21 protein-coding genes and 2 pseudogenes are annotated in these 22790 nt (G+C 60.0%); 13 read left to right on the forward strand and 10 right to left on the reverse strand.

Annotated features, from left to right (window positions below; all coding sequences use genetic code 11):
* Positions 1–2: 2 nt before the first annotated feature.
* The 7 genes from HCF10_RS20980 to arnC are packed head-to-tail and all read right to left on the reverse strand — an operon-like array spanning position 3 to position 7694.
* Positions 3–1382: a UDP-glucose dehydrogenase family protein gene (locus HCF10_RS20980; protein ID WP_131696266.1), complete on the reverse strand. Its 1380-nt coding sequence runs from the start codon at positions 1380–1382 to the stop codon at positions 3–5.
* Complete coding sequence (arnF, locus tag HCF10_RS20985) at positions 1379–1792, reverse strand: 4-amino-4-deoxy-L-arabinose-phosphoundecaprenol flippase subunit ArnF (RefSeq protein ID WP_131696267.1); 414 nt, start codon at positions 1790–1792, stop codon at positions 1379–1381. The genes HCF10_RS20980 and arnF overlap by 4 nt, the downstream gene beginning before the upstream one ends.
* Positions 1789–2136, reverse strand: coding sequence for a 4-amino-4-deoxy-L-arabinose-phosphoundecaprenol flippase subunit ArnE (gene arnE, locus HCF10_RS20990; RefSeq protein ID WP_131696268.1), 348 nt, complete (start codon positions 2134–2136; stop codon positions 1789–1791). Before arnE ends, arnF begins: the two co-directional genes overlap by 4 nt.
* A complete protein-coding gene (arnT, locus tag HCF10_RS20995; protein WP_167656314.1) occupies positions 2133–3788 on the reverse strand; it encodes a lipid IV(A) 4-amino-4-deoxy-L-arabinosyltransferase in 1656 nt (551 codons plus the stop codon). Before arnT ends, arnE begins: the two co-directional genes overlap by 4 nt.
* On the reverse strand, positions 3785–4669 hold the full coding sequence (gene arnD / locus HCF10_RS21000; RefSeq protein ID WP_167656315.1) for a 4-deoxy-4-formamido-L-arabinose-phosphoundecaprenol deformylase: 885 nt from the start codon (positions 4667–4669) through the stop codon (positions 3785–3787). The genes arnT and arnD overlap by 4 nt, the downstream gene beginning before the upstream one ends.
* A complete protein-coding gene (arnA, locus tag HCF10_RS21005) occupies positions 4669–6660 on the reverse strand; it encodes a bifunctional UDP-4-amino-4-deoxy-L-arabinose formyltransferase/UDP-glucuronic acid oxidase ArnA (protein ID WP_167656316.1) in 1992 nt (663 codons plus the stop codon). The genes arnD and arnA overlap by 1 nt, the downstream gene beginning before the upstream one ends.
* Positions 6657–7694: an undecaprenyl-phosphate 4-deoxy-4-formamido-L-arabinose transferase gene (arnC, locus tag HCF10_RS21010; RefSeq protein ID WP_131696272.1), complete on the reverse strand. Its 1038-nt coding sequence runs from the start codon at positions 7692–7694 to the stop codon at positions 6657–6659. The genes arnA and arnC overlap by 4 nt, the downstream gene beginning before the upstream one ends.
* Positions 7695–8129: 435 nt before the next feature.
* Here arnC and HCF10_RS21015 point away from each other — a divergent pair, with 435 nt between their 5' ends.
* Positions 8130–8942 (forward strand): M949_RS01915 family surface polysaccharide biosynthesis protein, encoded by an 813-nt coding sequence (locus tag HCF10_RS21015; protein ID WP_131696273.1) that lies wholly within the window; start codon positions 8130–8132, stop codon positions 8940–8942.
* A gap of 108 nt (positions 8943–9050) precedes the next feature.
* The gene (locus tag HCF10_RS21020) at positions 9051–9965 is read left to right on the forward strand and encodes a site-specific integrase (RefSeq protein WP_145337831.1); all 915 of its coding nucleotides are present in this window, start codon (positions 9051–9053) and stop codon (positions 9963–9965) included.
* A 43-nt stretch (positions 9966–10008) separates the two neighbouring features.
* Here the strand turns inward: HCF10_RS21020 and HCF10_RS21025 are convergent, their stop codons facing one another.
* Together HCF10_RS21025 and HCF10_RS21030 are read right to left on the reverse strand one after the other, a co-directional pair.
* On the reverse strand, positions 10009–10866 hold the full coding sequence (locus tag HCF10_RS21025; protein WP_092484302.1) for an SDR family oxidoreductase: 858 nt from the start codon (positions 10864–10866) through the stop codon (positions 10009–10011).
* A 100-nt stretch (positions 10867–10966) separates the two neighbouring features.
* Complete coding sequence (locus HCF10_RS21030) at positions 10967–12175, reverse strand: multidrug effflux MFS transporter (protein WP_167656317.1); 1209 nt, start codon at positions 12173–12175, stop codon at positions 10967–10969.
* 136 nt (positions 12176–12311) lie between these two features.
* On the opposite strand from HCF10_RS21030, the pseudogene HCF10_RS32100 reads away from it, so the two are divergent.
* The 5 genes and pseudogenes from HCF10_RS32100 to HCF10_RS21050 form a co-directional block, all read left to right on the forward strand.
* Positions 12312–13067: pseudogene (locus HCF10_RS32100) on the forward strand (MCP four helix bundle domain-containing protein); the annotation flags it as partial.
* 132 nt (positions 13068–13199) lie between these two features.
* On the forward strand, positions 13200–13925 hold the full coding sequence (locus HCF10_RS32105) for a methyl-accepting chemotaxis protein (protein ID WP_371929143.1): 726 nt from the start codon (positions 13200–13202) through the stop codon (positions 13923–13925).
* A gap of 199 nt (positions 13926–14124) precedes the next feature.
* A complete protein-coding gene (rbsK, locus tag HCF10_RS21040; RefSeq protein ID WP_167656318.1) occupies positions 14125–15045 on the forward strand; it encodes a ribokinase in 921 nt (306 codons plus the stop codon).
* Positions 15046–15073: 28 nt separating this feature from the next.
* Complete coding sequence (fucP, locus tag HCF10_RS21045) at positions 15074–16405, forward strand: L-fucose:H+ symporter permease (RefSeq protein WP_131696278.1); 1332 nt, start codon at positions 15074–15076, stop codon at positions 16403–16405.
* On the forward strand, positions 16402–17448 hold the full coding sequence (locus HCF10_RS21050) for an aldose 1-epimerase family protein (protein ID WP_167656319.1): 1047 nt from the start codon (positions 16402–16404) through the stop codon (positions 17446–17448). The genes fucP and HCF10_RS21050 overlap by 4 nt, the downstream gene beginning before the upstream one ends.
* On the opposite strand, the gene deoR is transcribed toward HCF10_RS21050, so the two are convergent.
* Positions 17445–18203 carry a DNA-binding transcriptional repressor DeoR gene (gene deoR, locus HCF10_RS21055; protein WP_131696280.1) on the reverse strand — a complete coding sequence of 253 codons (759 nt, stop codon included), beginning with the start codon at positions 18201–18203 and terminating at the stop codon, positions 17445–17447. The genes HCF10_RS21050 and deoR overlap by 4 nt on opposite strands.
* Positions 18204–18331: 128 nt before the next feature.
* Between deoR and deoC the strand changes: the two genes are divergently transcribed.
* From deoC to HCF10_RS21085, 6 genes and pseudogenes are all read left to right on the forward strand, one after another.
* Positions 18332–19015 carry a deoxyribose-phosphate aldolase gene (deoC, locus tag HCF10_RS21060; RefSeq protein WP_131696281.1) on the forward strand — a complete coding sequence of 228 codons (684 nt, stop codon included), beginning with the start codon at positions 18332–18334 and terminating at the stop codon, positions 19013–19015.
* Between the two features lie 189 nt (positions 19016–19204).
* A complete protein-coding gene (locus tag HCF10_RS21065) occupies positions 19205–19564 on the forward strand; it encodes a response regulator (protein WP_131696282.1) in 360 nt (119 codons plus the stop codon).
* The gene (locus tag HCF10_RS21070) at positions 19564–20175 is read left to right on the forward strand and encodes a chemotaxis protein CheC (protein WP_131696283.1); all 612 of its coding nucleotides are present in this window, start codon (positions 19564–19566) and stop codon (positions 20173–20175) included. The genes HCF10_RS21065 and HCF10_RS21070 overlap by 1 nt, the downstream gene beginning before the upstream one ends.
* 11 nt (positions 20176–20186) lie before the next feature.
* The gene (locus HCF10_RS21075; RefSeq protein WP_145337836.1) at positions 20187–21515 is read left to right on the forward strand and encodes an ATP-binding protein; all 1329 of its coding nucleotides are present in this window, start codon (positions 20187–20189) and stop codon (positions 21513–21515) included.
* 2 nt (positions 21516–21517) lie between these two features.
* Positions 21518–21925 (forward strand): annotated as a pseudogene (locus HCF10_RS21080) (response regulator); the annotation flags it as partial.
* A 169-nt stretch (positions 21926–22094) separates the two neighbouring features.
* Positions 22095–22499, forward strand: coding sequence for a DUF2251 domain-containing protein (locus HCF10_RS21085; RefSeq protein ID WP_131696286.1), 405 nt, complete (start codon positions 22095–22097; stop codon positions 22497–22499).
* Positions 22500–22790: the final 291 nt, after the last annotated feature.

The raw sequence follows: 22790 nt of genomic DNA on the forward strand, positions 1-22790 counted from the left end.
TATCAGGCTTCCACGACCTGCGGCACCCACTGCTGCTGGGGAATCGGCAACTGGCAGGAATCGCCACGGCCAATCGGGTAGTACTGGAAGCCTTTGCGCGCCAGGCGTTCACCGTCGTACAGGTTGCGGCCGTCGAAGATCACCGGGGTTTTCAGGCGCTGGTGGATCAGGTCGAAGTCCGGCGCCTTGAACTGCTGCCATTCGGTGCAGACGATCAGCGCATCGGCGCCGACCAACGTGGACTCCGGCGTGCCCATCAGCATCAGCCGTTGCTCGTCACCGTAGAGGCGCTGGGTTTCCTGCATGGCCTCCGGATCGAACGCCCGGACGTTGGCGCCGGCAGCCCACAGGGCTTCCATCAGCACGCGGCTGGGCGCATCGCGCATGTCGTCGGTGTTGGGCTTGAACGCCAGGCCCCAGAGGGCAAAGGTCTTGCCGCGCAGGTTGCCCTGGAAGAACGCATTGATGCGGTCGAACAGCTTGCTCTTCTGGCGCTGGTTGATGGCTTCCACGGCTTCCAGCAGGTCGCTGGAACAGTTGGCCTGCTTGGCGCTGTGGATCAAGGCGCGCATGTCCTTGGGGAAGCACGAGCCGCCGTAGCCGCAGCCAGGGTAGATAAAGTGGTAGCCGATGCGTGAGTCGGCACCGATGCCCAGGCGCACGGCCTCGATGTCGGCGCCCAGGTGTTCGGCCAGCTCGGCGATCTGGTTGATAAAACTGATCTTGGTGGCCAGCATGCAGTTGGCGGCGTATTTGGTCAGCTCGGCGCTGCGCAGGTCCATGAAGATGATGCGGTCATGGTTGCGGTTGAACGGCGCGTACAGGTCACGCATCACGTCGCGCACTTCTTCGCGCTCGCAACCGATGATGATGCGGTCCGGACGGCGGCAGTCGGAAACGGCAGAGCCTTCCTTGAGGAATTCCGGGTTGGAGACGATATCGAACTCCAGGTGCCGACCGGCCAGGTGCAGGACTTTTTCGATATGGGCGCGCAGGGTATCGCCGGTACCCACGGGCACGGTGGATTTCTCCACCAGGATCACCGGTTCGATACGGTGGCGGGCCACCGCATCGCCCACCGACAACACGTACTTGAGGTCCGCCGAGCCGTCTTCATCCGACGGCGTGCCCACCGCGATAAACAGCACTTCGCCGTGTTCGACGGCGAGTTTTTCATCGAAGGTGAAGTGCAGCCGCCCGCTTTCCAGGTTTTCCTTAACCATGGCCGCCAGTCCCGGCTCGAAGATGCTCACATGGCCTTGCTGCAGGAGCTTGACCTTGTTCTGATCGACGTCCATGCAGATGACATCGTGACCGACTTCGGCTAATACGGTGGCCTGTACCAGACCGACGTAACCACTACCAAATACACTGATTTTCATGGGGCATTCCTGGCGCTTGCAGCGCTAGCACGGCGAGAGTTAATGACCAGCACACCGAGGATGACCAAGGCCACCCCCAGGGTTTTCGAGAGGGAAAAATGTTCGTTGAACACCGGCAGGCTGGCGGCCAGCAGGTACACCAGCGCGTAGCTGATGCTCAGCAGCGAATAGGCGCGGCCCAGGGGCAGGTGCTTGAGGGCGCCGAGCCAGCAGAGCATCGACAGCGCGTAGGCCAGGATCGCCAGGCTCACCACCCCCAACGCCCCGAAGTCGATGGCGTTGCTGTTGAATGCCGTCAGCCATTCGGCGGGCAAGGGCAGGCGCGTCATGCTCCAGCGCATGCCCAATTGGGCGGCGCTGACCAGGCCAACGCTGCCCAGGGCCAGGGCGAAACCACGAATGCGGCTCATACCTGGCGCCCCAACAGCACCACACCGGCAATCACCAGCGCCACGCCCAGCCAATGCCGTGTGTCGATGGTTTCCTTGAACACGAAGCGCGCCACCAGCGTGACCAGAACAAAATTGAGGCTGAGCATCGGGTAGGCGATGCCGACTTCCAGACGCTGCAACACCAGCAACCACACCAGCAAACCAAAACCCAGGCACAGCAGGGCAGACCACAACCACGGCGAGCGCAGTTTCAGCGTCCAATCGTCGGGCTGGTCGCGCCAGCCTTCCACGGCGAATTTCTGCGAGACCTGGCCCATGCATGTCAGCAGGCAGGCCGCCAAGAACAGGAGCAGTGTGATCATGGCGCAACCTGCGGGAACACCAGGATCACGATATTGCCTTGCTCGTAGCGCTTGCCGTCTTTGGGCAGCAACGCCACTTCGGCGATTTCGTCGTCACCCTTGACGCGCATCACCACACCGACCGCGCCGTGTTTGCGCGCGTCGCTCATCCATTGCTGGACCTGCGTGGTGTCGACCTTGTGATGGGCCGCATCGTCGAAGGCCAAGCCATATTTCACTTCGCCGATGGTGTTATAGAGGGTCACGTCCGGGCGCTTAACGCGCCACGCCAGGGCGGAGGCCGCGCCCAGGTCGTTGCTCAGCAACGCGGTGGTCTGGCTCAGTTCCTGGAGGTGATCGATGATGAACTGGTCCGGGGTCTTGTTATAAACCACCGAATGGGGCAATGCGGCCGGGACCAACGCCACCATCAACCAACTGCCGATCACCGGCGCGGCCCACAGTTTCAAAGGCCGTGCGGCCTGCAGCAGGTTGACGAGGATCCAGCCAAACAGGAAGGCAAACACCAGTACCAGGCTGAGGGTTTCACTGCCGTGCTCATACACCGGTTTTTTCAGTTGGAACCAGGTCAGTGCGAGCAATGCCACGACACCGATGATCAGGTTCAGCCCGCCGTTGACCCGCAACGCACGGTCACGGCCCTCGGCCAATTTGGCGGACAACGCAGACCCCATCAGCAACGCCAGCGGCAGCAGGCACGGCATGATGTAGGAGGGCAACTTGCCTTTGGCCAGACTGAAGAAGGCCAGGGGCATCAACAACCACAGCAGCAGAAACGCGGTGGCAGGCAAGCGCTTTTGCTGCCACGCCTGCTTGAAGGTGGACGGCAGCAGGGCGACCCATGGCAACGAAAACGCGACCAGCAGCGGCAGGTAATACCAGAACGGCTCGGCGTGCTGTGCATCCTCGCCGGCAAAACGCTGAATGTGCTCGTGCCAGAAGAAGAAGTTCCAGTAGTCCGGCTCTTGCAGGTGCACGGTCAGGGCCCAGGGCAGGCTTACGACAATGGCGACGACCACGGCGACCAGGCCGTAACCGAGCAGTTCGCGAAAGCGCTTCTGCCAGATCGCGTAGGGCAGGGCAATCAGCACCGGCAACAGCCACGCCAGGAAGCCCTTGGTCATAAAGCCCATGCCACAGGCCAAACCGAGCAGCGCCCAGGCTCCCAGGCGGCCGTTGCGGGTGGTGCTGTCGAAGCAGAACCACAGGGCAACGCCGGTCAGGTTGACCCAGAACGTGAACTGTGGATCGAGGTTGGCATAGCCGCCCAGTGCCGCCACGCTGACAAAACTCATGTACAGCACGGTGCTGACCAGGCTCTTTTGCGGGTCATTCCACAGCCGGCGGGACACCAGGTACACCAGCAGGATGCTCAAGCCGGTGCTCAACGCCGAGGCGAAGCGTACACCAAACAGGTTCTGCCCGAAGATCGCCTGGCCCAGCGCGATCATCCAGTACCCTGCAGCGGGTTTTTCGAAGTAGCGAATCCCCATGAAGTGCGGCGACGCCCACTTGCCGGTCAGCAGCATTTCCTGGCTGATCTGCGCGTAGCGGGTTTCATCCGGAATCCACAGGCCGTGGGTGGCCAGCGGCAGCAAATAGAACGCGCCGAATGCCAACAGGAGCAGGGGCAAGGCCCAACGCCGGATCATGCCTGTTGCACTCCGAGCCAACCCTCACGGCCGCTCAATGCGCCGCGCACCAAGTGTTGTTGGGGCAGGGTGCTCAGGTCCGCAGGCAACAAGTCGCCCAGGGGTTTGAAATCGATGCCGCGCAGCCCTGCCTGGGCGAGCAACTGGCGAAAATCATTGGCCATCAGAATCCCTTCTACTTCTGCGTGGATCGTGTAGACGTTGAGCTTCGACTCGGCAAACCGGTCAAGAATGAAACCGTTGAAGTCTTTGGCGGCCACCACCGGCCCGACGACTTCGTCGAAGGTCGGCAGGTCCACCGGAATTTGTGGCGTACCCGCGCTGCCATCGGCCAATGTCGGCCGAAACAGGCTGGTACCCCGGCAATCGCTGTTGTAGCGAAAGTTGAACCCTTGCTTGGCTTGCACCACACGCTCATCGGCACGCCACCCGGCGGCCGCGGAACAGTCGATGCGTTCGCCGAGGATGTCGCTCAAAGTCTCCACGCCGCGTCGAATCTGCTCCACCAGCTGTGCACCGCTCCAACGCCCGGTGTTGGCCTGCCAGCCGTGGTGATCCCAGGCGTGCAGGCCGACTTCATGCCCCGCTGCCTTGGCCTGGCGCATCAAGTGCCCCAGGTCACGGCCGATGGGCTTGCCTGGCCAGGCGGTGCCGGCCAGCAGGATGTCCCAGCCGTACAGGCCGGCAGCATTGGAACGCAGCATTTTCCACAGGAACTGCGGGCGGATCAGGCGCCACAAGTGGCGCCCCATATTGTCCGGCCCGACACTGAAGAAGAACGTCGCTTTTACCCCGGCCTCATCCAGGGATTCGAGCAACCGCGGCACACCTTCACGGGTGCCGCGGTAGGTGTCGACGTCGATGCGAAGACCTGCCTGCATCAGCGCTTGTCCGCGATTTCGAGCATGGCTTCACGCAGGAAGAAGTCCAGCGTGTTGCCGATGGTTTCGCTCATCTCAACGGTCGGCTCCCAGTTCAGCAGGCGCTTGGCGTTTTCGATGCTTGGCTTGCGGTGGGCCACGTCCTGGTAACCGGTGCCGTAGAACGCCTTGCTTTCTACATCGCGGAAACCGGCGAACGGCGGGAAGTTGCTGCGCAGCGGGTGCGCTTCGAACTGACGCAGCAGCTCTTCGCCCAACTGACGGATGCTGGCTTCGTTTTCCGGGTTGCCGATGTTGATGATCTGGCCGTTGCAGGCATCGTTGTCGTTGTCGATGATGCGCGCCAGGGCTTCGATACCGTCGGCGATGTCGGTGAAGCAGCGCTTCTGCTCGCCACCGTCGAACAGGCGGATCGGCGTACCTTCCACCAGGTTGAGGATCAGCTGGGTGATCGCACGGGAGCTGCCGATACGCGCCGAATCCAAGCGATCCAGGCGCGGGCCCATCCAGTTGAACGGACGGAACAGGGTGAAGTTCAGGCCCTTGGCGCCGTAGGCCCAGATCACGCGGTCCAGCAGTTGCTTGGAGACCGAGTAGATCCAGCGCTGCTTGTTGACCGGGCCGACCACCAGGTTGGAGGTGTCTTCGTCGAAGTACGGGTCCTGGCACATGCCATAGACTTCGGAGGTCGACGGGAAGATCACGCGCTTGTTGTACTTGACGCAGTAGCGCACCAGCTTGAGGTTTTCTTCGAAATCCAGCTCGAACACGCGCAGCGGGTTACGGGTGTACTCGATGGGTGTGGCGATGGCCACGAGCGGCAGGACCACGTCGCATTTCTTGATGTGGTACTCGATCCACTCGGTGTGGATGCTGATGTCGCCTTCGACGTAATGGAAGTTTGGGTGGCTGCGCAGGCGCTCGATGGCGTCGGAGCCGATGTCCAGGCCGTAGACTTCATAACGGTCGTCACGCAGCAGGCGCTCGGACAGGTGGTTACCGATGAAACCGTTCACACCGAGGATCAGCACGCGGGTACGGCGCGGCTTGCGGCCGGACTCGGCACCGCGCAGCACGGAGCCGTCGACCAGGCCCAGTTCGTTGGCCAGGGACGGACCCGCCAGGTACAGGCCGTTGTCGTTGCGCTGGCCGAACTTGACCACCAGGGAGTCTTCACCGCAGGCGATGCGCAGCGGGTTGACGCTGATCACGCGGCCCGGCGCCAGGCCTTCGTTGCCCTTGACCACTTCGGCTTGCCAGACGATGAGCTGGTGCTCACCGACAGAGCAGAAGGCGCCCGGGTACGGTTGAGTCACCGCACGCACGAGGTTGAACAGTTCTTCAGCCGGTTTTTTCCACTCCAGCTTGCCGTCGGCTGCCGTGCGGCGACCAAAGTAGGTGGCCTGGCTTTCGTCCTGGGCAGTCTCGGGCAGCTTGCCCGCAGCCAGTTGCGGCAGGGCATCGCGCAACAGGCTGGTCGCCGCATCACGCAGCTTGGCATGCAGGGTCAGGCCGGTGTCGGTGCGCTCGATCACGACTTTTTGCTGGACCAGGATCGCGCCGGCATCGGCACGCTTGACCATGCGGTGCAGGGTCACGCCGGTTTCGGTTTCGCCGTTGACCAGCACCCAGTTGGCCGGTGCGCGGCCACGGTATTTAGGCAGCAGCGAGCCGTGCAGGTTGAACGCGCCTTTGCTGGCGGTGGCCAACAGCGGCTCGCTCAACAGGTTGCGGTAGTAGAAAGAGAAGATGTATTCCGGGTTCAGCTTGGCAATGCGTTCGATCCACAGCGGGTGGTTGGCATCTTCCGGCGCATGTACCGGGATGCCGTTGCGCGCGCACAGCTGGGCGACGGAACCGTAGAAATTGTTTTCCTTGGGGTCATCGGCATGGGTGAACACGGCGGCAATGTCGTAGCCGGCAGTCAGCAGGGCTTCAATGCCCGCACAGCCAATATCGTGGTAAGCGAAGACAACGGCTTTTGAATTCATGACGAAACCTGATCGGAAGGAGAAGTAGTGGTGGAATGGGAGGACACCAGGCCGTCAACGACGACCACGGGTGCCGGTGCTGCCGGTTGGTTGCGCAGCACTTTTTCAATAAAGAAACGTGGGCGGGCGCGGACATCGCTGTACATGCGGCCCAGGTATTCACCCAGCAGGCCCATGCCGATGAACTGGCCGCCGGTGAACACGAACAGCACCGCGAACAGCACGAACATGCCGTCGCCGGCCCATTCAGCACCGAAGGCCAGGCGCAGGATGATCAGTGCAAAGGCGAACAGCATGCCCAAGGCCGCCAGGCTGAAGCCGACGATGGACAGCAGGCGCAGCGGGGTGGTGGTCATGCAGGTCAGCAGGTCGAACATCAGGCTGATCAGGCGCATGGCGCTGTATTTGGATTCGCCGTGTTCACGCTCGGCGTGGTGCACCAGGATCTCGGTGGTGTGGCGGGCAAAGCCGTTGGCCAGGATCGGGATAAAGGTGCTGCGCTCACGGCAGGCGAGCATGGCGTCGACGATCGTGCGGCGGTAAGCGCGCAGCATGCAGCCGTAGTCGGTCATGGCCACGCCAGTGGAGCGTTGCACGGCGAGGTTGATCAGGCGCGAAGGCCAGCGGCGAAAGGCCGAGTCCTGGCGATTGTTACGCACGGTGGCGACCACGTCGTAGCCCAGGGCCGCTTGCTCCACCAGGCGTGGGATTTCTTCGGGCGGGTTCTGCAGGTCGGCATCGAGGGTAATCACCACTTCGCCCCGGCACTGCTCGAAACCGGCCATGATCGCCGCATGCTGCCCGTAGTTGCGATTGAGGATCACCGCCACCACGTTGCTGCCGTCTTCAGCGGCGGCGTCTTCGAGCAATTGGGCGGAGTTGTCGCGGCTACCGTCATCCACCAGGATGATTTCGTATTCGTAGGCCAGTTGCTTGCAGGCGGCGGTGGTGCGGCGCAGCAGTTCAGGCAGGCTTTCTTGTTCGTTGTAGACCGGGATAACGATCGACACGCAATGAATAGGGTAGGGTTTCAAAGATTCATGACCTCGGGGTTAGAGCAACTTGGAGCGTGAAAGCGGTAGTAATCATTGGGCGAACACCTGGCCCGCTGGTAAAAAAACGGCGCTAAAGATGAAGCGTAATCAACAGGTTAGCGGGTGTTGTGTGACTCGCTCTGAAGGTTCACGTTCAAGATTAAGCGCAAAAATGTGCAACAGATATGAAAGGCAGATGAAAAACTCGTTTATTTGACAGGTAGACAGCTAGTGTTCAGCTACTTAATTAAGGCGATAAAGGCGTTATAAATTGGGCGAAACACGAACGGTTTGTATGTCGTGGGCCGGACTTGCCGAATACCGGCCGCCGTATCGCCCCGTGCGACTGCCTGCTGTGCATTTATATTGAAGAATCTTCTCTGCAATGCGCCTCAAGTGCCGGTAAAGTAAGCCATCTCTTGCCAGGGTACTCGGATGAATAGCGTGCAGCGTGTAGGCGGCCAATGGCGGCCCGTCTTGATGGGATTGTTGATGACGGTAGCGTGCGTCCCCACCGGACGGGCAGATGACGGCGTGGCACTCACCACCCTCGCTCAAGTGCCTGAGGGCGTTGAAGTACGCGGCAGGCAGGTCGCCGCCTATACCTGGGATGACCACCAGGGCAAGAACCTGCTGGTGCTCGCTGAGCAAGTCAGTGAGCGTGAGGACGATGGTACCCAATCGGCATTTGTCTACGCGGCGCAATACCTGATCGACGGCGACCGCCCCAAGCGCATGTGGATGCTCTACGACGACGTACAGCATTGCGAATTCGATGCGGCGCTGCACTTCGACATGGCGGCGACCAAGGTCACTGACCTCAGCGGTGATGGCATCACCCAGGCCACCGTGGGTTATTCGCGCACCTGCACCAGCGATGTCAGCCCCAATGAATTCAAGCTGATCATGCATGTCGGCAAGTCGCAGAAGTATCGCCTGCGCGGTGTCGACCGGGTGGGCGCGGCCTGGTGGGATGAAGAGGCCGGTGCGCTGCGTGGCATGCCGCTGCCCAAGGATTGCAGTGTGGCCGGGCAGCAGGCGCTGGTCAGCCAATACAAGGAGCAGGGCACCGAGTTGCCATTGCCGGGCTGCTATGACAACGAGAAGGACTTCGCCAAGGCGCCGGAGGCTTACCTGACCTTTATGCGCCAGCACTGGTTCGCGCTGATGCAGAAGCAGGACACCGAATGGAACCAGACCCAGACCCAGTCGCAGGCACGGACGGAGGATGACGACACGGCCCCGTGATTTTGTGCCAGGACCCCTCCTGGGTTAGACTCGGTCTTCGCCAATTCACTAAATACCTCGATTAAACAATGGTTTGTTTGAGGTATTTAATCCAAAGGCTGATCTACCTTGACTGAGTCTATCCGCAACCCACTGACCCTCTACCTCACTCGCCTGGCCCCCTCCAGCCAACTGACCATGCGCTATGTGCTGCAGGATGCCGCCGACCGCCTGGGCTACGAGGACATCAACCTCGAAGACATCGACTGGCATCTGCTGCAACCCGAACACGTCATTGCCCTGGTCGCTGCTTTGCGCGAAGACGGCTACGCGCCGAATACCTCGTCGCTGTATGTGAATGCGGTGCGCGGGGTGATGAACGAGGCCTGGCGCATGAGCCTGATCAGCCAGGAACACCTGTTGAAAATGCGCACGGTCAAGGCCACGCCCGGCACTCGCCTGGGCCAGGGCCGCAATCTGCGGCGCACCTTGATCCGGGAAATGATGGAAGTCTGCGCCGCTGACCCGCGTCCCCAGGGCCTGCGGGATGCAGCGGTGATCGGCATCCTGTATGGCTCGGGAATGCGCAAATCGGAGTCGGTGAACCTCGACCTGGCGCAGATTAACTTCGCTGAGCGCAGCTTGCGGGTGATTGGCAAGGGCAATAAGGAACTGGTCAAGTATGCGCCGGACTGGGCTTTCGCCAAGTTGCAGGCCTGGTTGGCCTTCAGGCGCGAGCAGCTCAAGGATGGCGAGCAGGACGATAGCTTCCTGTTCAACCGCATACGCCGGGGCAGTCATATCACCCGCGAACGTATCACCAAGCACGCGATTTACTACATCGCCCGCCAACGCGGTGAGCAGGTTGGGGTGAAGATCATGCCCCACGATTTCCGCCGCTCGTTCATCACGCGGGTGATCGAGGAGCATGACCTGTCGATTGCACAAAAGCTGGCGCATCACACCAATATCCAGACCACCGCCAGCTATGACGTGCGTGACGACAACGAGCGGCGGCGGGCGGTGGATCGGTTTGATTTGTAGGCGATCAGCGCCGTTTTACGTAGCGCTCGCAAGAGGGGCCGGCTTAGAGAATGGGTTTGCCACCGGTGACCGCATAGCGCGAACCCGAGATGTAGCTGGCCTCATCCGACGCCAGCAGCACATAAATCGGCGCCACTTCCACCGGTTGGCCGGGGCGGCCCAATGGGGTTTCGCTGCCGAAGTTCTGCACGTCTTCATCGGTCATGGTCGCCACGATCAACGGCGTCCAGATCGGGCCGGGCGCGACGCTGTTGACGCGGATGCCCTTGCTGCCGAGTAATTGCGCCAAGCCACCGGTGAAGTTGGCGATTGCGCCCTTGGTGGCGGCATAGGCCAGCAGGGTCGGCTTGGGCATGTCGGAGTTGACCGAGCTGGTGTTGATGATCGAACTGCCGGCCTTCATATGCGGCAGCGCGGCCTTGCAGATGCGAAACATCGCAGTGATGTTGATATCGAAGGTCTTGACCCATTCCTCATCCTCGATCTCTTCGAGCGTCTCGTGGGTCATCTGGAACGCAGCGTTATTCACCAATACATCGATGCGCCCGAATTGTTCCACGGTTTTGTCGACCAGCGCCTGGCAGGTGGCTTTTTGCGCGATATCGCCGGGCAGCAAAAGGCATTGGCGGCCAGCTTCTTCAACCCAGCGTGCGGTTTCCCTGGCGTCTTCGTGTTCGTCCAAATAGGCGATGGCGACGTCAGCCCCTTCACGGGCAAAGGCAATGGCCACCGCGCGGCCGATGCCGCTGTCGGCACCGGTGATCAAGGCGATTTTGTTGGCCAACCGACCGGAGCCCTTGTAACTCTGTTCCCCGCAGTCCGGGTACGGGTCCATTTTGCGCTGGGTACCGGGCACGTTTTGCGCTTGAGGGGCAAAGGGTGGGCGTGGGTAGTCAGTCATTTCCAATCTCCATAGGTTTCGAGCGGTGCTATGGGATTAGTAGTTTCATGGCCGGCGATAGTTGTAATGGATGCCGGCCAGGCCCGACGAGTGGTACCGCTCAGGAGGAGGGCGGGGCGCTCGCCAAGTGCGCCGGCAGACGGCGCAAGGTCCAGAGGACGGTGAGCATCGCCGCCACGGCACACAACGCGATGCCTGTCAGCATCGGCGCCGGTGTATGGTCGGCAAACACCCCGACCAGTGTCATCGACACTGCGGCGGTAATCATCTGGATCGCCCCCAGCAGGGCCGAGGCGGAGCCCGCCACTGCGCCGTGATCCTCCAGCGACAACACCCCGGCCGCTGGCAACAGCAGGCCGAGAAAACCGAAGCCGATAAACAGCAGCGCCATCATCCAGGGCAGGCTATCGACCCACAGCGTGGTGGCCGACAGCACGATCATGACGGCGGCCACCGCCGTTACCGACCAGCGAATCAGCGGCGCCAGGCCGAAGCGGGCGCTCAGGCGAGCGGTGAGTTGGCTCATGGCGAAGAATGACGCAGCGTTCAGCGCAAAACACAGGCTGAATTGCGTCGGTGTCAGGCCGAAGTATTCGATATATACGAACGGCGCACTGCCAATAAACACAAAGAAGGTGGCCAGGCCAAAACCGCATACCACTGACAAACCGATAAAAACCGGATCGCGCAGCAACGCACCGTAGCTGGCGAACGCCGTGCCCAGGGTCTTGCCCAACCGCCGTTCGGCCGGATGGGCCTCAGGCAGTTGCACGATGGTCATGACCAGGCACGCGACGGACACCACCGCCAGCACGGCAAACACTTCGCGCCAGCTCCACAGCGAGATCACCAGGCTGCCCGCCAGCGGCGCGAGGATCGGCGAAACACTCATCACCAGCATCAGCAAGGCCATCAGCCGCGCGGCTTCATGGCCGGTGTACAGATCACGCACGATCGCCCGCGGAATGACCATCCCGGCACAGGCACCGAACGCCTGCACGGCACGAAAGCCGATCAGCACTTCAATGGTAGGCGCCAGCGCGCAGCCGATACTGCCCACGGCAAAGATCACCAGCCCCGCATAAATCGGCGGCTTGCGCCCGAACACATCACTGATCGGCCCGTAGAACAGCTGGCACACGCCGATGATCATGAAGAACACTGTCAGGCTCATCTGCACCGCCGCCGGCGATGCCTGCAGGCTCGCGCCCAGGGTTGGCAGGGCGGGCAGGTAGATGTCGATGGCGAATGGGCCGACGGCGGTGATCAACCCGAGCAGTAGGGCGAGGTGGGCGATACTTCGAGACATGGGCAGTTCCGGGCAGAGCAAAAGTCGATCAGATTAAGGGATTCGCGCAGATCTGCAAACTTAGGCTTCACTAACTGAGATTGATGCCGATAACGGTAAGAACGTTGCTTTGACTGTTGGGTATGGGGATGCGGGCATGACGATCAAATTACGCTTGATGTTATTGATTGCCACCGGGCTGCTCACGGCCTTGGTCATGAGCCTGGCCGGCTACCTGGGAAACGCCCGGATGAGCGAGGCGGTGCAGGATAGCGAGGTCAGCATGACGGTCCTGCGCAACCATATGGAAGCCGACATGATGCACGACGCCCTGCGTGCCGACGTGTTTTCCGCCATGCTCGTGGGGTTGGGGAAAAGCATCAGCAGCAAGGACGAGGTCAACACTTCGTTGAAGGAACACGCCGAGCACTTCCGAGAAGTACTGGGGGACAACCTTAAGCTGCCGCTGGAGGCCACGATCAAGACCAGCCTGGAAAAAATCAGACCCAGCCTGGACACCTACATCAGCGCCGCGGAGCGCATCGTCGCGTTGGCCCTGGACAATCCTGAAGCCGCTCGCGGGGAACTGGACACCTTCAACAAGGCGTTTTCCCAGCTGGAAGATCAAATGGCGGCCTTGAGCGAGCTGATCGAAAGCAATACCCATCTGACCAGCACCAGTACGCGGCAGACCATCAGTCACGCCAATTTAACCTTGGCCGCCGTGCTGATCGCCAGCCTGTTACTGCTGCTGGCGCAAGGGCGCTGGGTCATCTTGAGCATCATGGGGCCGCTGCAGGCTGCCAGCCGCATCGCCGCGAGTATCGCCCGTGGCAACTTGAGCGAGCCGATCGTCGAACCCAAGCGCAAGGACGAAGCCAGTTCGTTGATCCGCAACCTCGCCATCATGCAGCGGGATTTGCGCGGCATGATCGAAGTGGTGCGCAGTAATGCCCATGGCGTCAATGGCATGAGCGAACGCTTGAGCCAGGGCTGCCATGAAGTCGCTGGCAGCAGTCAGCAGCAAAGCGCGGCCGCCAGCACCATGGCGGCAGCGGCGAGTGAAATGACCGCCAGTATCGAAGAGATTACCCGACATGCCGGGCGTGCCCTGGACATGGCCAACCAGGCTGAAGCCTTGGCCAAGGACGGCGGCCGGGTGATTCACCAGGTGGTGAAGGACATGGACGGCATTGCCCGTTCAGCGCAGCAATCGGCCCAGGTCATTCGTACGCTGGACAAGGAGTCCGAGGCGATCTTCAGCATTATCCAAGTGATCAAGGGCATCGCGGACCAAACCAACCTGTTGGCCCTGAACGCCGCGATTGAGGCCGCCCGCGCCGGCGAACAGGGGCGCGGCTTTGCGGTGGTCGCCGATGAAGTTCGCAGCCTGGCGGGCCGCACCAGCGCCTCGACCCAGGAAATTGCCAACATGGTAGGGCGTATCCAGCAAAACACCCGGGAAGCGGTGACCAGCATGGAGGAGGGCGTCACCCAGGTGGATAAAGGCATGGCGGTGACTGCCGAGGTGGAGCGCGCGATCCGCGATATTCTGCAGGCCACCCTGAATACGACCGAGTTGGTGAACGACATCTCGCGCACCATCGGTGAACAGAGCCTGGCGAGCAACGAGATCTCCCACCAGGTGGAGATGATTGCCGGGATGTCGGAAAACAACAGCCGTGTCATCGGAGAAACCGCCTCGACCACCGATGAGCTGGCCGGGTTGGCCGGCAAGTTGTCGCAGTCCGTGGATCGCTTCAGCTTGTAACGCAGCGCAGACCTGATAACCGCTTAATGGACCGGCCCCCTGTGGGCCGGTTTTTTTTGCCCGTTGCACCGACTCACCCGCAGGACTTATAGATCGGCCATTGCAAAAAAAGATTGAATATTCACACCTAATGTTATTTAAATAACAAAACAAGAGCGCCACGACCTGCCTGGTCGTGCTGCAACAAGGTGGAACAGCAATGAGCAAGATCGCAGTCATCGGCAGCAATATGGTGGATCTGATCACCTACATCGAGCGCATGCCAGCCCAGGGCGAAACCCTGGAAGCGCCTGGCTTTGCCCTCGGGTGTGGCGGCAAGGGGGCGAACCAGGCGGTGGCGGCAGCCAAGCTTGGGGCGCAGGTGCTGATGCTGAGCAAGGTCGGCGACGACATGTTTGCCGACAACACCCTGGCCAACTTCCAGCGTTTTGGTATCGACACCCGTTATGTCCAGCGGGTGCCTGGGGTTTCCAGCGGCGTCGCGCCGATTTTTGTGCGGGCCGACTCCCACAACAGCATTCTGATCGTCAAAGGCGCCAATGCGCATTTGTTGCCGGCGGACATCGACGCGGCGGCCGCCAACCTGCGCGAGTGCACGCTGATCGTGCTGCAGTTGGAGATCAATCTGGAGACGGTCTACTACGCCATCGAATTTGCGCATCGGTACGGCATCGCGGTGCTGCTCAACCCGGCACCGGCCCTGGCCGGCCTGAGTAGGGAGCACCTGGCGTTGCTGGATTTCCTGATCCCCAACGAATCGGAACTGGCGTTGATCACCGGCCAGGTCGTGGACTCGCCGGATGCCGCCCAACGCGCCGCGCGCACGCTGGTGGCCAGCGGCATTCGCCACGTGATCGTCACCCTCGGCGAACACGGCGCGTTGTACGTGGGAGAGGAGGGGGAGTTCCGGGTGCCGGGCCGAAAGGTCGTGGCACGTGACACCACGGGCGCCGGCGATGCCTTTATCGGTTGCTTTATTCAGCACTGGAGCCGCGACGGCGGTATCCGACAGGCCATGGAACAGGCCGTGGCGTATTCCGCCTGCTCAGTCATGGCGCTGGGCACCCAGACGTCTTATCCCGACAGCCAAGCGTTCGCTCGTTTCCAGCAACAGCAGTAACACTCTCAAACCAGCCCGGAGAACAATAATGAACAAACCTGCGCTGCAACAGACACCCGATGGTTTCTACCTGAACCGCACGCCCTGGTTCGCCTTTATCCTGCTGTGCAGCATCTTTGCCCTGTGGGCCGCGGCGGCGAGCATGAACGATGTGCTGATCGCACATTTCAAGAAGGCGTTTTTACTCAGTGATTTCCAGACCGCCTTTGTGCAGTCGGCGTTTTACCTGGGCTACTTTTTCGTGGCCATTCCGGCGGCGATGGTGGTGCGTCGTTTCAGCTACAAGAGCACGATCCTGATCGGCTTGCTGCTGTACATGTTCGGCTGCCTGCTGTTTTTCCCGGCGGCGTCAACGGCCAAGTACGGCATGTTCCTGCTGGCGTTGTTTGTGATTGCCGCTGGCCTGTCGTTCCTGGAAACCGCCTGCAACACCTACTCGACCCTGATGGGCCCGCGGGAAACCGGGACGCGGCGCTTGAACATCTCGCAGACTTTCCACCCCTTCGGCGCGATGGCCGGGGTGTACGTCGGCAGCTTCGTGATGTTCAAGGACACTGACGCCACCACGGAACAACTGACGCAGATGAGCGCCTCCGAGGCCGCTGTGCAGCAGTTGCAAATGATCCAGTCCACGCTGTTGCCCTACAAGTGGATGATTGCCGTGCTGGTACTGATGTTTATCCTGGTCGCCATCACCCGATTCCCCGCCTGCAAGGGCAATAAACCCGCTGACAGCAAGCCTGGCAGCCTGCGCCAAAGCCTGGGTCGGTTGTGGCGTAACCCGCGTTTTACCTTTGGCGTATTGGCGCAGTTTCTCTACGTGGGCGCGCAGGTCGGCGTGTGGAGTTTCACCATCCGCCTGGCCATGCAAATGGGCGGAATGAACGAGCGCAGCGCTTCATGGTTTTTGCTGACCACCTTTGCCGCCTACTTTGTCGGCAAGATGATCGCCAACCTGTTGATGCGCCGCCTGCACCCGGCCAAGGTCCTGGCGATCTATGGTGTGCTGTGCATTGTGCTGCTGGCCTACACCATTCTGGTGCCGAACATTTCGGCGGTGTATGCAGCGGTCGGCGTGAGTATTTTCCTCGGCCCGTGCTGGCCGACCATTTACGGCCTGACCATCGATGGCCTGGGTGAAGACACCGGCGTCGGCGGTTCATTGCTGGTGATGAGCATCGTCGGCGGCGGGGTGATTCCAATCTTCCAGGGCCTGTTGTCCGACGCCAGCGGCGGCAACATGCAACTGGCTTACAGCGTGCCGTTGCTGTGCTTTATCGTGATAGTGATGTATGCGCTCAAATGCATGCGCCAATCCGCGACCTTGCCATCGGGCGCAGCAGCGGCGGTGGCCTCATGAACACGCGTATCCCGCTGTATCCCGCGGTGTTTACCGAGCAGGAAAAGATCCTGCTGCAGTCTGAGGATTTCAAGGTGAGCGCCTGGACCTACCCGTCCGGCGTGCTGGCCGTGAGCCTGGAGAACAGCCGTGGACGCCTGGTGGTGCTGCCTTATCAAGGGCAGATGATCTGGTCGGCGGTGTTCGACGGCTGCGACCTGACCATGAGCAACCTGTTCGAGCAACCTCGGCCCAGCCCGACGGTCATCGATACCTATGGCTGCTTCATGTTTCACAGTGGCCTGCTGCGCAACGGTTGCCCGGCGCCGGATGACACCCACGCCTTGCATGGCGAAATGCCTTGCGCCCCGATGGACTCGGCGTGGCTGGAAATCGGCGAGGGCTTTGTGCGCCTGGGCGGTCGCTATCAATACGCCAAGGGCTTCGGCGATCGCTACCGGGCGTGCCCCAGCGTGACCCTGCGCGCCGACTCGGCTTTGTTCGATATCGACATGGAGGTGACGAACCTGGCCGGCAAGCCTATGGAGTTGATGTACATGGCCCACATGAACTACGCCTTTGTTGCCGATGCGCGGTTTGTCGAGCCATTGGGCATGCAGCGCCTGCGCCTGCGTACCAGCATTCCTGACCACGTCAAGCCGACGCCGGACTGGAGCGCCTACATGGCGCAATTGGCTGAGCAGCCCGGGCAATTGGCGTGTCTCGATAAGCCGGAGTTGTACGACCCTGAAATCGTGTTTTTCTTCGACGGCGTCGGCACAGATGCCACCGGCCAGGCGCATTTCCTGCTGGATCACCCCGATGGCGCGGCGTTCTACACCCGCTATCGCCCCGAACAATTCGAGCACGCCGCACGCTGGATCCTGCACACGCCGGATCAGCAAGTGGCGGCGTTCGTGCTGCCATCCACGTGCGAACCCGAGGGCTATAACGCCGAGAAAGCCAAAGGCCACGTGCGTCTGTTGGCAGCGGGAGCCAGCGCCTCGTTCAGTGTGACCACGGGCTATCTGAGTGCGCAGGAACGGCAGCGATTGCTGGGTTAAACCAGCAATTGCGCGCCGTGGGCCTGGATGGCTTCCTTGTAGCTGCGGGGGATTTTCTTGTCGCTGACCACGTACTGAAAGTCCTCCAGGGTGGCGAAGTGAGCCGTGCGCACCGTGTCGAACTTGCTGAAGTCGGCGAGCAACACCCGTTGCTGGGCCTGGCGCATGACCTTTTGCTTGACCTCGACCTCGTTGAAGTTGAAGCACGTCACGCCGAATTCCTGGCTGACACCCGCGGCCGTCACGAAGGCCCAGGTCAGGCGCACGCTGTCGAGGATGCTGCTTTCGGCCGTGTTTTCAAACACCTGGTTCTTGCGGTGAAAGGTCCCGCCGCACAACACGATGTGGCAGTTGGGCTTGCCATGCAGCTTAAGCAGCACGTTCAGCGAGCTGCACACCGCAGTGAATTCCAGCTCATCGGGGATGAAGTCAATCACAAAGGGGGAGGTGGTGCCGCAGTCGAAAAACACCGTGTCACCGGGCTGGATCAGCCGCGCGGCGAGTTTGCCGATGCGGCGCTTTTCCTCGACGTGGCGCGTGTCCTGCTCGGCAACCCGGTAATCGCTGACCTCACTGCCGACGCGGGTGATGTAGCCACCCAGCAGGCGCAGGTGATCGCTGAAGTGGTTGAGATCGCGGCGCAGGGTCATCTCCGAAACCTCCAGCAGCGCCGCCATTTCCCTCAGGTGAATGGCGTTCTGGTCCTGCAAGGCTTGTTGGATAAGCTTGAGTCGCTCGGCTTTTCTACTGTCCACGAGTATTCCAGGGCTTGATTGTTTGTGTTAGATAAGTAACATTTAGTGTTATTATTGTAACGTATTAGTGTGGGCGCTGTGACAGGCGGCACACGATCATTCGCAACATACAGGCAAGGGCTCGTTAAATGAACACTCTTCAACCCGCAGCATTGGCCAAGTACATCGATCACACCTTGCTGGCTCCCGATGCCTCCCGTGAGCAGATTCGCACCTTGTGCGAGGAAGCCCGGGAGCACGGTTTTTATTCGGTGTGCCTGAACTCAGGGCAGGTGCCTTACGCCGCATCGTGCCTGGCCGATGACAGCGTGGTGATTTGTGCCGTGGTGGGCTTTCCGCTGGGCGCCGGCCTGAGCGACACCAAGGCCTTCGAAGCCGAACAGGCGATTGCCGCCGGGGCAGGGGAGATCGACATGGTGCTCAATATCGGCTGGTTGAAGGACGGTTTGCTGGAGGCGGTGCGCGAAGACATTGCGTTGGTCCACAAGGCGTGCGGCGCCGTGCCGTTGAAGGTCATCCTGGAAACCTGCCTGCTTGATGACGAAGAGAAGGTCCAGGCCTGTAAAATCTGCCGGGACTTGGGGGTGGCGTTCGTCAAGACGTCCACCGGGTTCAGCCGAGGCGGTGCCACCGCCGAAGACGTGGCCCTGATGCGTAAAACCGTGGGCGCCGGGGTTGGGGTCAAGGCTTCCGGAGGCGTGCGCGATTATCCGACGGCACTGAAGATGATTGAAGCCGGGGCAACACGCTTGGGCAGCAGTTCGGGGGTCGCGATTGTCGGCGGGGCGATGACGGCGGCGAGTGGTTACTGAGCTTCGGGCCGACGCTTGGTGACCTGTCGGGAAATCCCGACAGCCTTCGCAAATCATTAGAGCAATATCGGGATTTCCTCATGGCTCTTTGCTATATGTCACGCTAGAGTGATTGGAAGATTTAATGAAGTCTTGATTTCTCCGGCCTCGGCCGAGGCCGCAGGACACTTCATACCTGTGGAGTGCACCATGAAAGTTCTAATCGCCGATGACTCATCCATGTCCCGCAAGATGGTCTTGCGTTCCCTGCCTGAATCACTGACCGAAGATGTTCGCCAAGCCTGTAATGGTGCCGAGGTGATGGAGGCCTACCACGCCGGGCACGTCGATCTGCTTTTTCTCGACCTCACCATGCCCGTCATGGACGGTTTCCAGACGCTGGAGGCGCTCAAGCGCGAAGACGCCAATGTGGTCGTCGTGGTGATCAGCGCGGACATCCAGCCCCTCGCCAGGCAGCGCGTATTCGACCTGGGCGCTGCTGCATTCGTCGCCAAGCCAGTTACGGCAGAAGCCGTACTCAATGCTTTGCACGTCATAGGAGTGCTTTGATGGAAACCTTGGCCGAGCTCACCGAAGACCAACGTGACGCCCTGCAGGAACTGATGAACATCGCCATGGGACAGGCGGCCGAGCGACTGGCCCTGCTGACCAATACCATGGTGACGCTTTCGGTTCCTTTTATTCACCCGCTGATTCGGGAACAGAATAACCTGGCGATCCCGGAGCATCTGCGCCGAAGCTTCATGATTGTCACCCGTCAGTCTTTCCTGGGGGAGTTACGCGGAGAAGTGTTCGTGTGTTTTGGCGCCATGGGGGCAGATGAACTGGCCGAGCTGCTGGGCTACAAGGGCGGCGGCCTGGCCCAGCAGGACGAGTTGATGCTTGATGTCACCAATATCCTGACCGGCGCCTGCATCAGTGGGCTGGCAAGACAGGTGGCGACTCAAGTGAGCTATGACGCACCCTCCATTCTCGTCCACAGGGAGCAGGAAGCGAACGCACTGGATGAATTGAACCTGAATGAACACCTTGCGATGGTGTTGGAAATCCGTTTCGAGGTTCAGGCTCATCAATTCTCCTGCGACCTGCTGATCTGCATCACTGAACGTACAGCAGGCGTTGTCGTTCGGGCCATTGATCGTTTGCTGGACGAGCTTTGAAGGGGGCTCCCATGACAGACAATAAGGCAATCTCCCGGGAAACCCTTGAGTCGATGCTCAAGGCCATCAACATGGGCGTGCTGCTGGTCGACCAGGACTGCAAGGTGCTGTTCTCCAACCACTTTATGTCCATCAACAGCGGCCGCAGCGCTGAAGAACTGATCGGCCGTACGCTGTTCGAAGCTTTTCCGGAACTGCCGGAAGTCTGGACCCGGCAGAAGATCAACAGCGTCATGACTCTGCAAAACTTTGCTTTCACTTCGTGGCAGCAACGTCCGCACCTGTTCAATTTCGAAAGCACCCGGCCCATCAGTGGCATGGTCCGGCACATGTATCAGAACTGCACCTTCTTCCCCGTGCAAGATGCCGATGGCAGCAATCTTGGCGTGGGCCTGGCCATCAGTGACACGACCGATACCGCTGCGCGTCAAATCGAGCTGACGCACCTCAACCAGTTGCTGGAAGAAGAAAAGGGCGCCCAGGCGCTGCTTATCGCGCGGCTCGAAGAGGCACAGGCGCAGTTGCTGCAGTCCGAGAAAATGGCCGCGATAGGGCAACTGGCTGCCGGCGTGGCCCACGAGATCAATAACCCGATCGGTTTCGTTTGTTCCAACGTCAACAGCCTGCGCCGTTACCTCGTGGACATCTTCGCGCTGCTCGAGGCCCATGAACAGGCGACCGATGACACGCATGCCAGTGCTCATCCCGAGCTTGCGGTGATGCGGGACAAGATGGATTACACCTTCATGCGCCAGGACATCGACGACCTGCTGGCCGAGTCGGCCGACGGGCTTGACCGGGTCACTCGCATAGTCAAGGACCTGCGCGAGTTCTCCCATGTCGACAGTTATGAATGGCAGTTGGCCGATCTGCACAAGGGGCTGGACAGCACCCTCAACGTTATCTGGAACGAGATCAAGTTCAAGGCTCAGGTGATCAAGTGCTACGGCGATATCGAGCCCATCGAATGCATGGGCTCACAGATCAATCAGGTTTTCCTGAACTTGCTCATCAATGCAAGCCATGCCGTGGGTGCCGACGGCGAAATCACCATTAGCAGCGGGAGGGAAGACGGCGGCGTGTTCGTCGAGATCGCCGACAACGGTCATGGCATTCCCCTTGAAATCCAGAACCGGATATTCGAACCGTTCTTCACAACCAAGCCGGTGGGCATGGGGTCGGGCCTTGGCCTGTCGTTGTCGTACAGCATCATGGTCAAGCACCATGGACGGCTCACCGTCGAAAGTGAGCCGGGCAGGGGGAGTCGCTTCCGCGCGTGGTTACCATTACGCCAGCCGGTGATACAGGCTGTCTCTACTTGCGCCGTTGAAGGACGCTGATCATGGATAGGCTGTCTTCCAGCGTAAAACGGCATACCGTCATGCTGGTGGATGATGAAGAAAGTATCCTCAACAGCCTCCGACGCCTGCTGCGCGCAAAGCCTTACGACTTGCTTCTGGCCACGAGCGGGGCCCAGGCGCTGAGTCTTTTCGAACAACATCCTGTCGACCTGATCGTCTGCGACGCGCGCATGCCTTTCATGGACGGACCGACCTTGCTGCGCGAGGTGCATAGGCGCGATCCGCAATGCGTAAATATCCTGCTGACCGGTTATGCCGATATGAGCATGATCACGCAGGCGCTCAACGATGGGTACGTGTTCCGTTACATCAGCAAGCCCTGGAATGATGAAGAGCTCAAGCTCACTCTCGATCAGGCTCTGGAAATGAAGAGAGCGTCCGGTGAGCGTAACCCTCCGAATACGCCCCAACCCTATAACTCAACTAAATGACTATTTAGTTGAGTTATTCTTTTTGTTTTTTTTGTGGGCGGCATAGGGCAGTTTAATCGTTGTCACCCAACCGTGGACTGTTGGTATTCTTAACGTCTGAAACATTCAACTCGTAAAGGAATACCCGATGCCAATATACCTCGCTGCCGAATCAGAACTGCACGTGGGTCAAAACTCATTCACAGAAGCACCTGCGGAAGAAGGAACTTGCGTTGTCGTATTCGAAGACGACGAAGACACCGGCTATTTCTACGCTCTGGATACAGCGGCTGAAAGCAACCCGATTCAAGACGCGCTGCATATCTACAACGTTGCGGACGTTTCAGACAAACATAAACCCTCCAGTTTGAAGATCGGTTGGTCCGTTGATCACACCAAGGCCGTGTTGCTAATCAACGATTATCCGCATGCCATATTCGATTTCACGGCGAAACAAGGCTATTGCCGTACCGGGTTCCCACCGCAGACTGGCAATGGTTGGTCTGAACATGGCCACGATTGGGATGATGCTGCGCTTGAGCTGTTCGCATGAGTATGAGGATGAGCCTGGGTTAGCCAGGCTTTTTCTTCTGCGCAAAGGATCTACCAGGTTTAACGGGCAGGCAGCGCCACAGCGAGTGTCGTCATCGTGTTTTTCCATCAGGCGAGAAACAGGAGTACTCGGAACTAAAGCTTTGTAAATCTCTACTAAAAGTAAAAGTCTATAGAATCAATAAGATATGAAGATGCTCTGCATTGCACCCGAGATTTTTTCGCACGGTTGCTGACCATTTTTTTGCCAATAAAGAATAGAAATGGAGCACAAATGCTGCAAAGAATAGAA

This window comes from Pseudomonas sp. B14(2022) (assembly GCF_012030485.1).
GTDB lineage: Bacteria > Pseudomonadota > Gammaproteobacteria > Pseudomonadales > Pseudomonadaceae > Aquipseudomonas.

Coding starts and splice junctions, on each gene's coding strand:
- HCF10_RS21025 (WP_092484302.1), bottom strand. CDS start 10,866: ATGACTGACTACCCACGCCCACCCTTTGCCCCTCAAGCGCAAAACGTG.
- arnA (WP_167656316.1), bottom strand. CDS start 6,660: ATGAATTCAAAAGCCGTTGTCTTCGCTTACCACGATATTGGCTGTGCG.
- HCF10_RS21050 (WP_167656319.1), top strand. CDS start 16,402: ATGAACACGCGTATCCCGCTGTATCCCGCGGTGTTTACCGAGCAGGAA.
- HCF10_RS32105 (WP_371929143.1), top strand. CDS start 13,200: ATGGCGGCAGCGGCGAGTGAAATGACCGCCAGTATCGAAGAGATTACC.
- arnD (WP_167656315.1), bottom strand. CDS start 4,669: ATGCAGGCAGGTCTTCGCATCGACGTCGACACCTACCGCGGCACCCGT.
- arnE (WP_131696268.1), bottom strand. CDS start 2,136: ATGATCACACTGCTCCTGTTCTTGGCGGCCTGCCTGCTGACATGCATG.
- HCF10_RS21065 (WP_131696282.1), top strand. CDS start 19,205: ATGAAAGTTCTAATCGCCGATGACTCATCCATGTCCCGCAAGATGGTC.
- HCF10_RS21075 (WP_145337836.1), top strand. CDS start 20,187: ATGACAGACAATAAGGCAATCTCCCGGGAAACCCTTGAGTCGATGCTC.
- fucP (WP_131696278.1), top strand. CDS start 15,074: ATGAACAAACCTGCGCTGCAACAGACACCCGATGGTTTCTACCTGAAC.
- HCF10_RS21030 (WP_167656317.1), bottom strand. CDS start 12,175: ATGTCTCGAAGTATCGCCCACCTCGCCCTACTGCTCGGGTTGATCACC.
- HCF10_RS21085 (WP_131696286.1), top strand. CDS start 22,095: ATGCCAATATACCTCGCTGCCGAATCAGAACTGCACGTGGGTCAAAAC.
- HCF10_RS20980 (WP_131696266.1), bottom strand. CDS start 1,382: ATGAAAATCAGTGTATTTGGTAGTGGTTACGTCGGTCTGGTACAGGCC.
- arnT (WP_167656314.1), bottom strand. CDS start 3,788: ATGATCCGGCGTTGGGCCTTGCCCCTGCTCCTGTTGGCATTCGGCGCG.
- arnF (WP_131696267.1), bottom strand. CDS start 1,792: ATGAGCCGCATTCGTGGTTTCGCCCTGGCCCTGGGCAGCGTTGGCCTG.
- rbsK (WP_167656318.1), top strand. CDS start 14,125: ATGAGCAAGATCGCAGTCATCGGCAGCAATATGGTGGATCTGATCACC.
- deoC (WP_131696281.1), top strand. CDS start 18,332: ATGAACACTCTTCAACCCGCAGCATTGGCCAAGTACATCGATCACACC.
- HCF10_RS21015 (WP_131696273.1), top strand. CDS start 8,130: ATGAATAGCGTGCAGCGTGTAGGCGGCCAATGGCGGCCCGTCTTGATG.
- HCF10_RS21070 (WP_131696283.1), top strand. CDS start 19,564: ATGGAAACCTTGGCCGAGCTCACCGAAGACCAACGTGACGCCCTGCAG.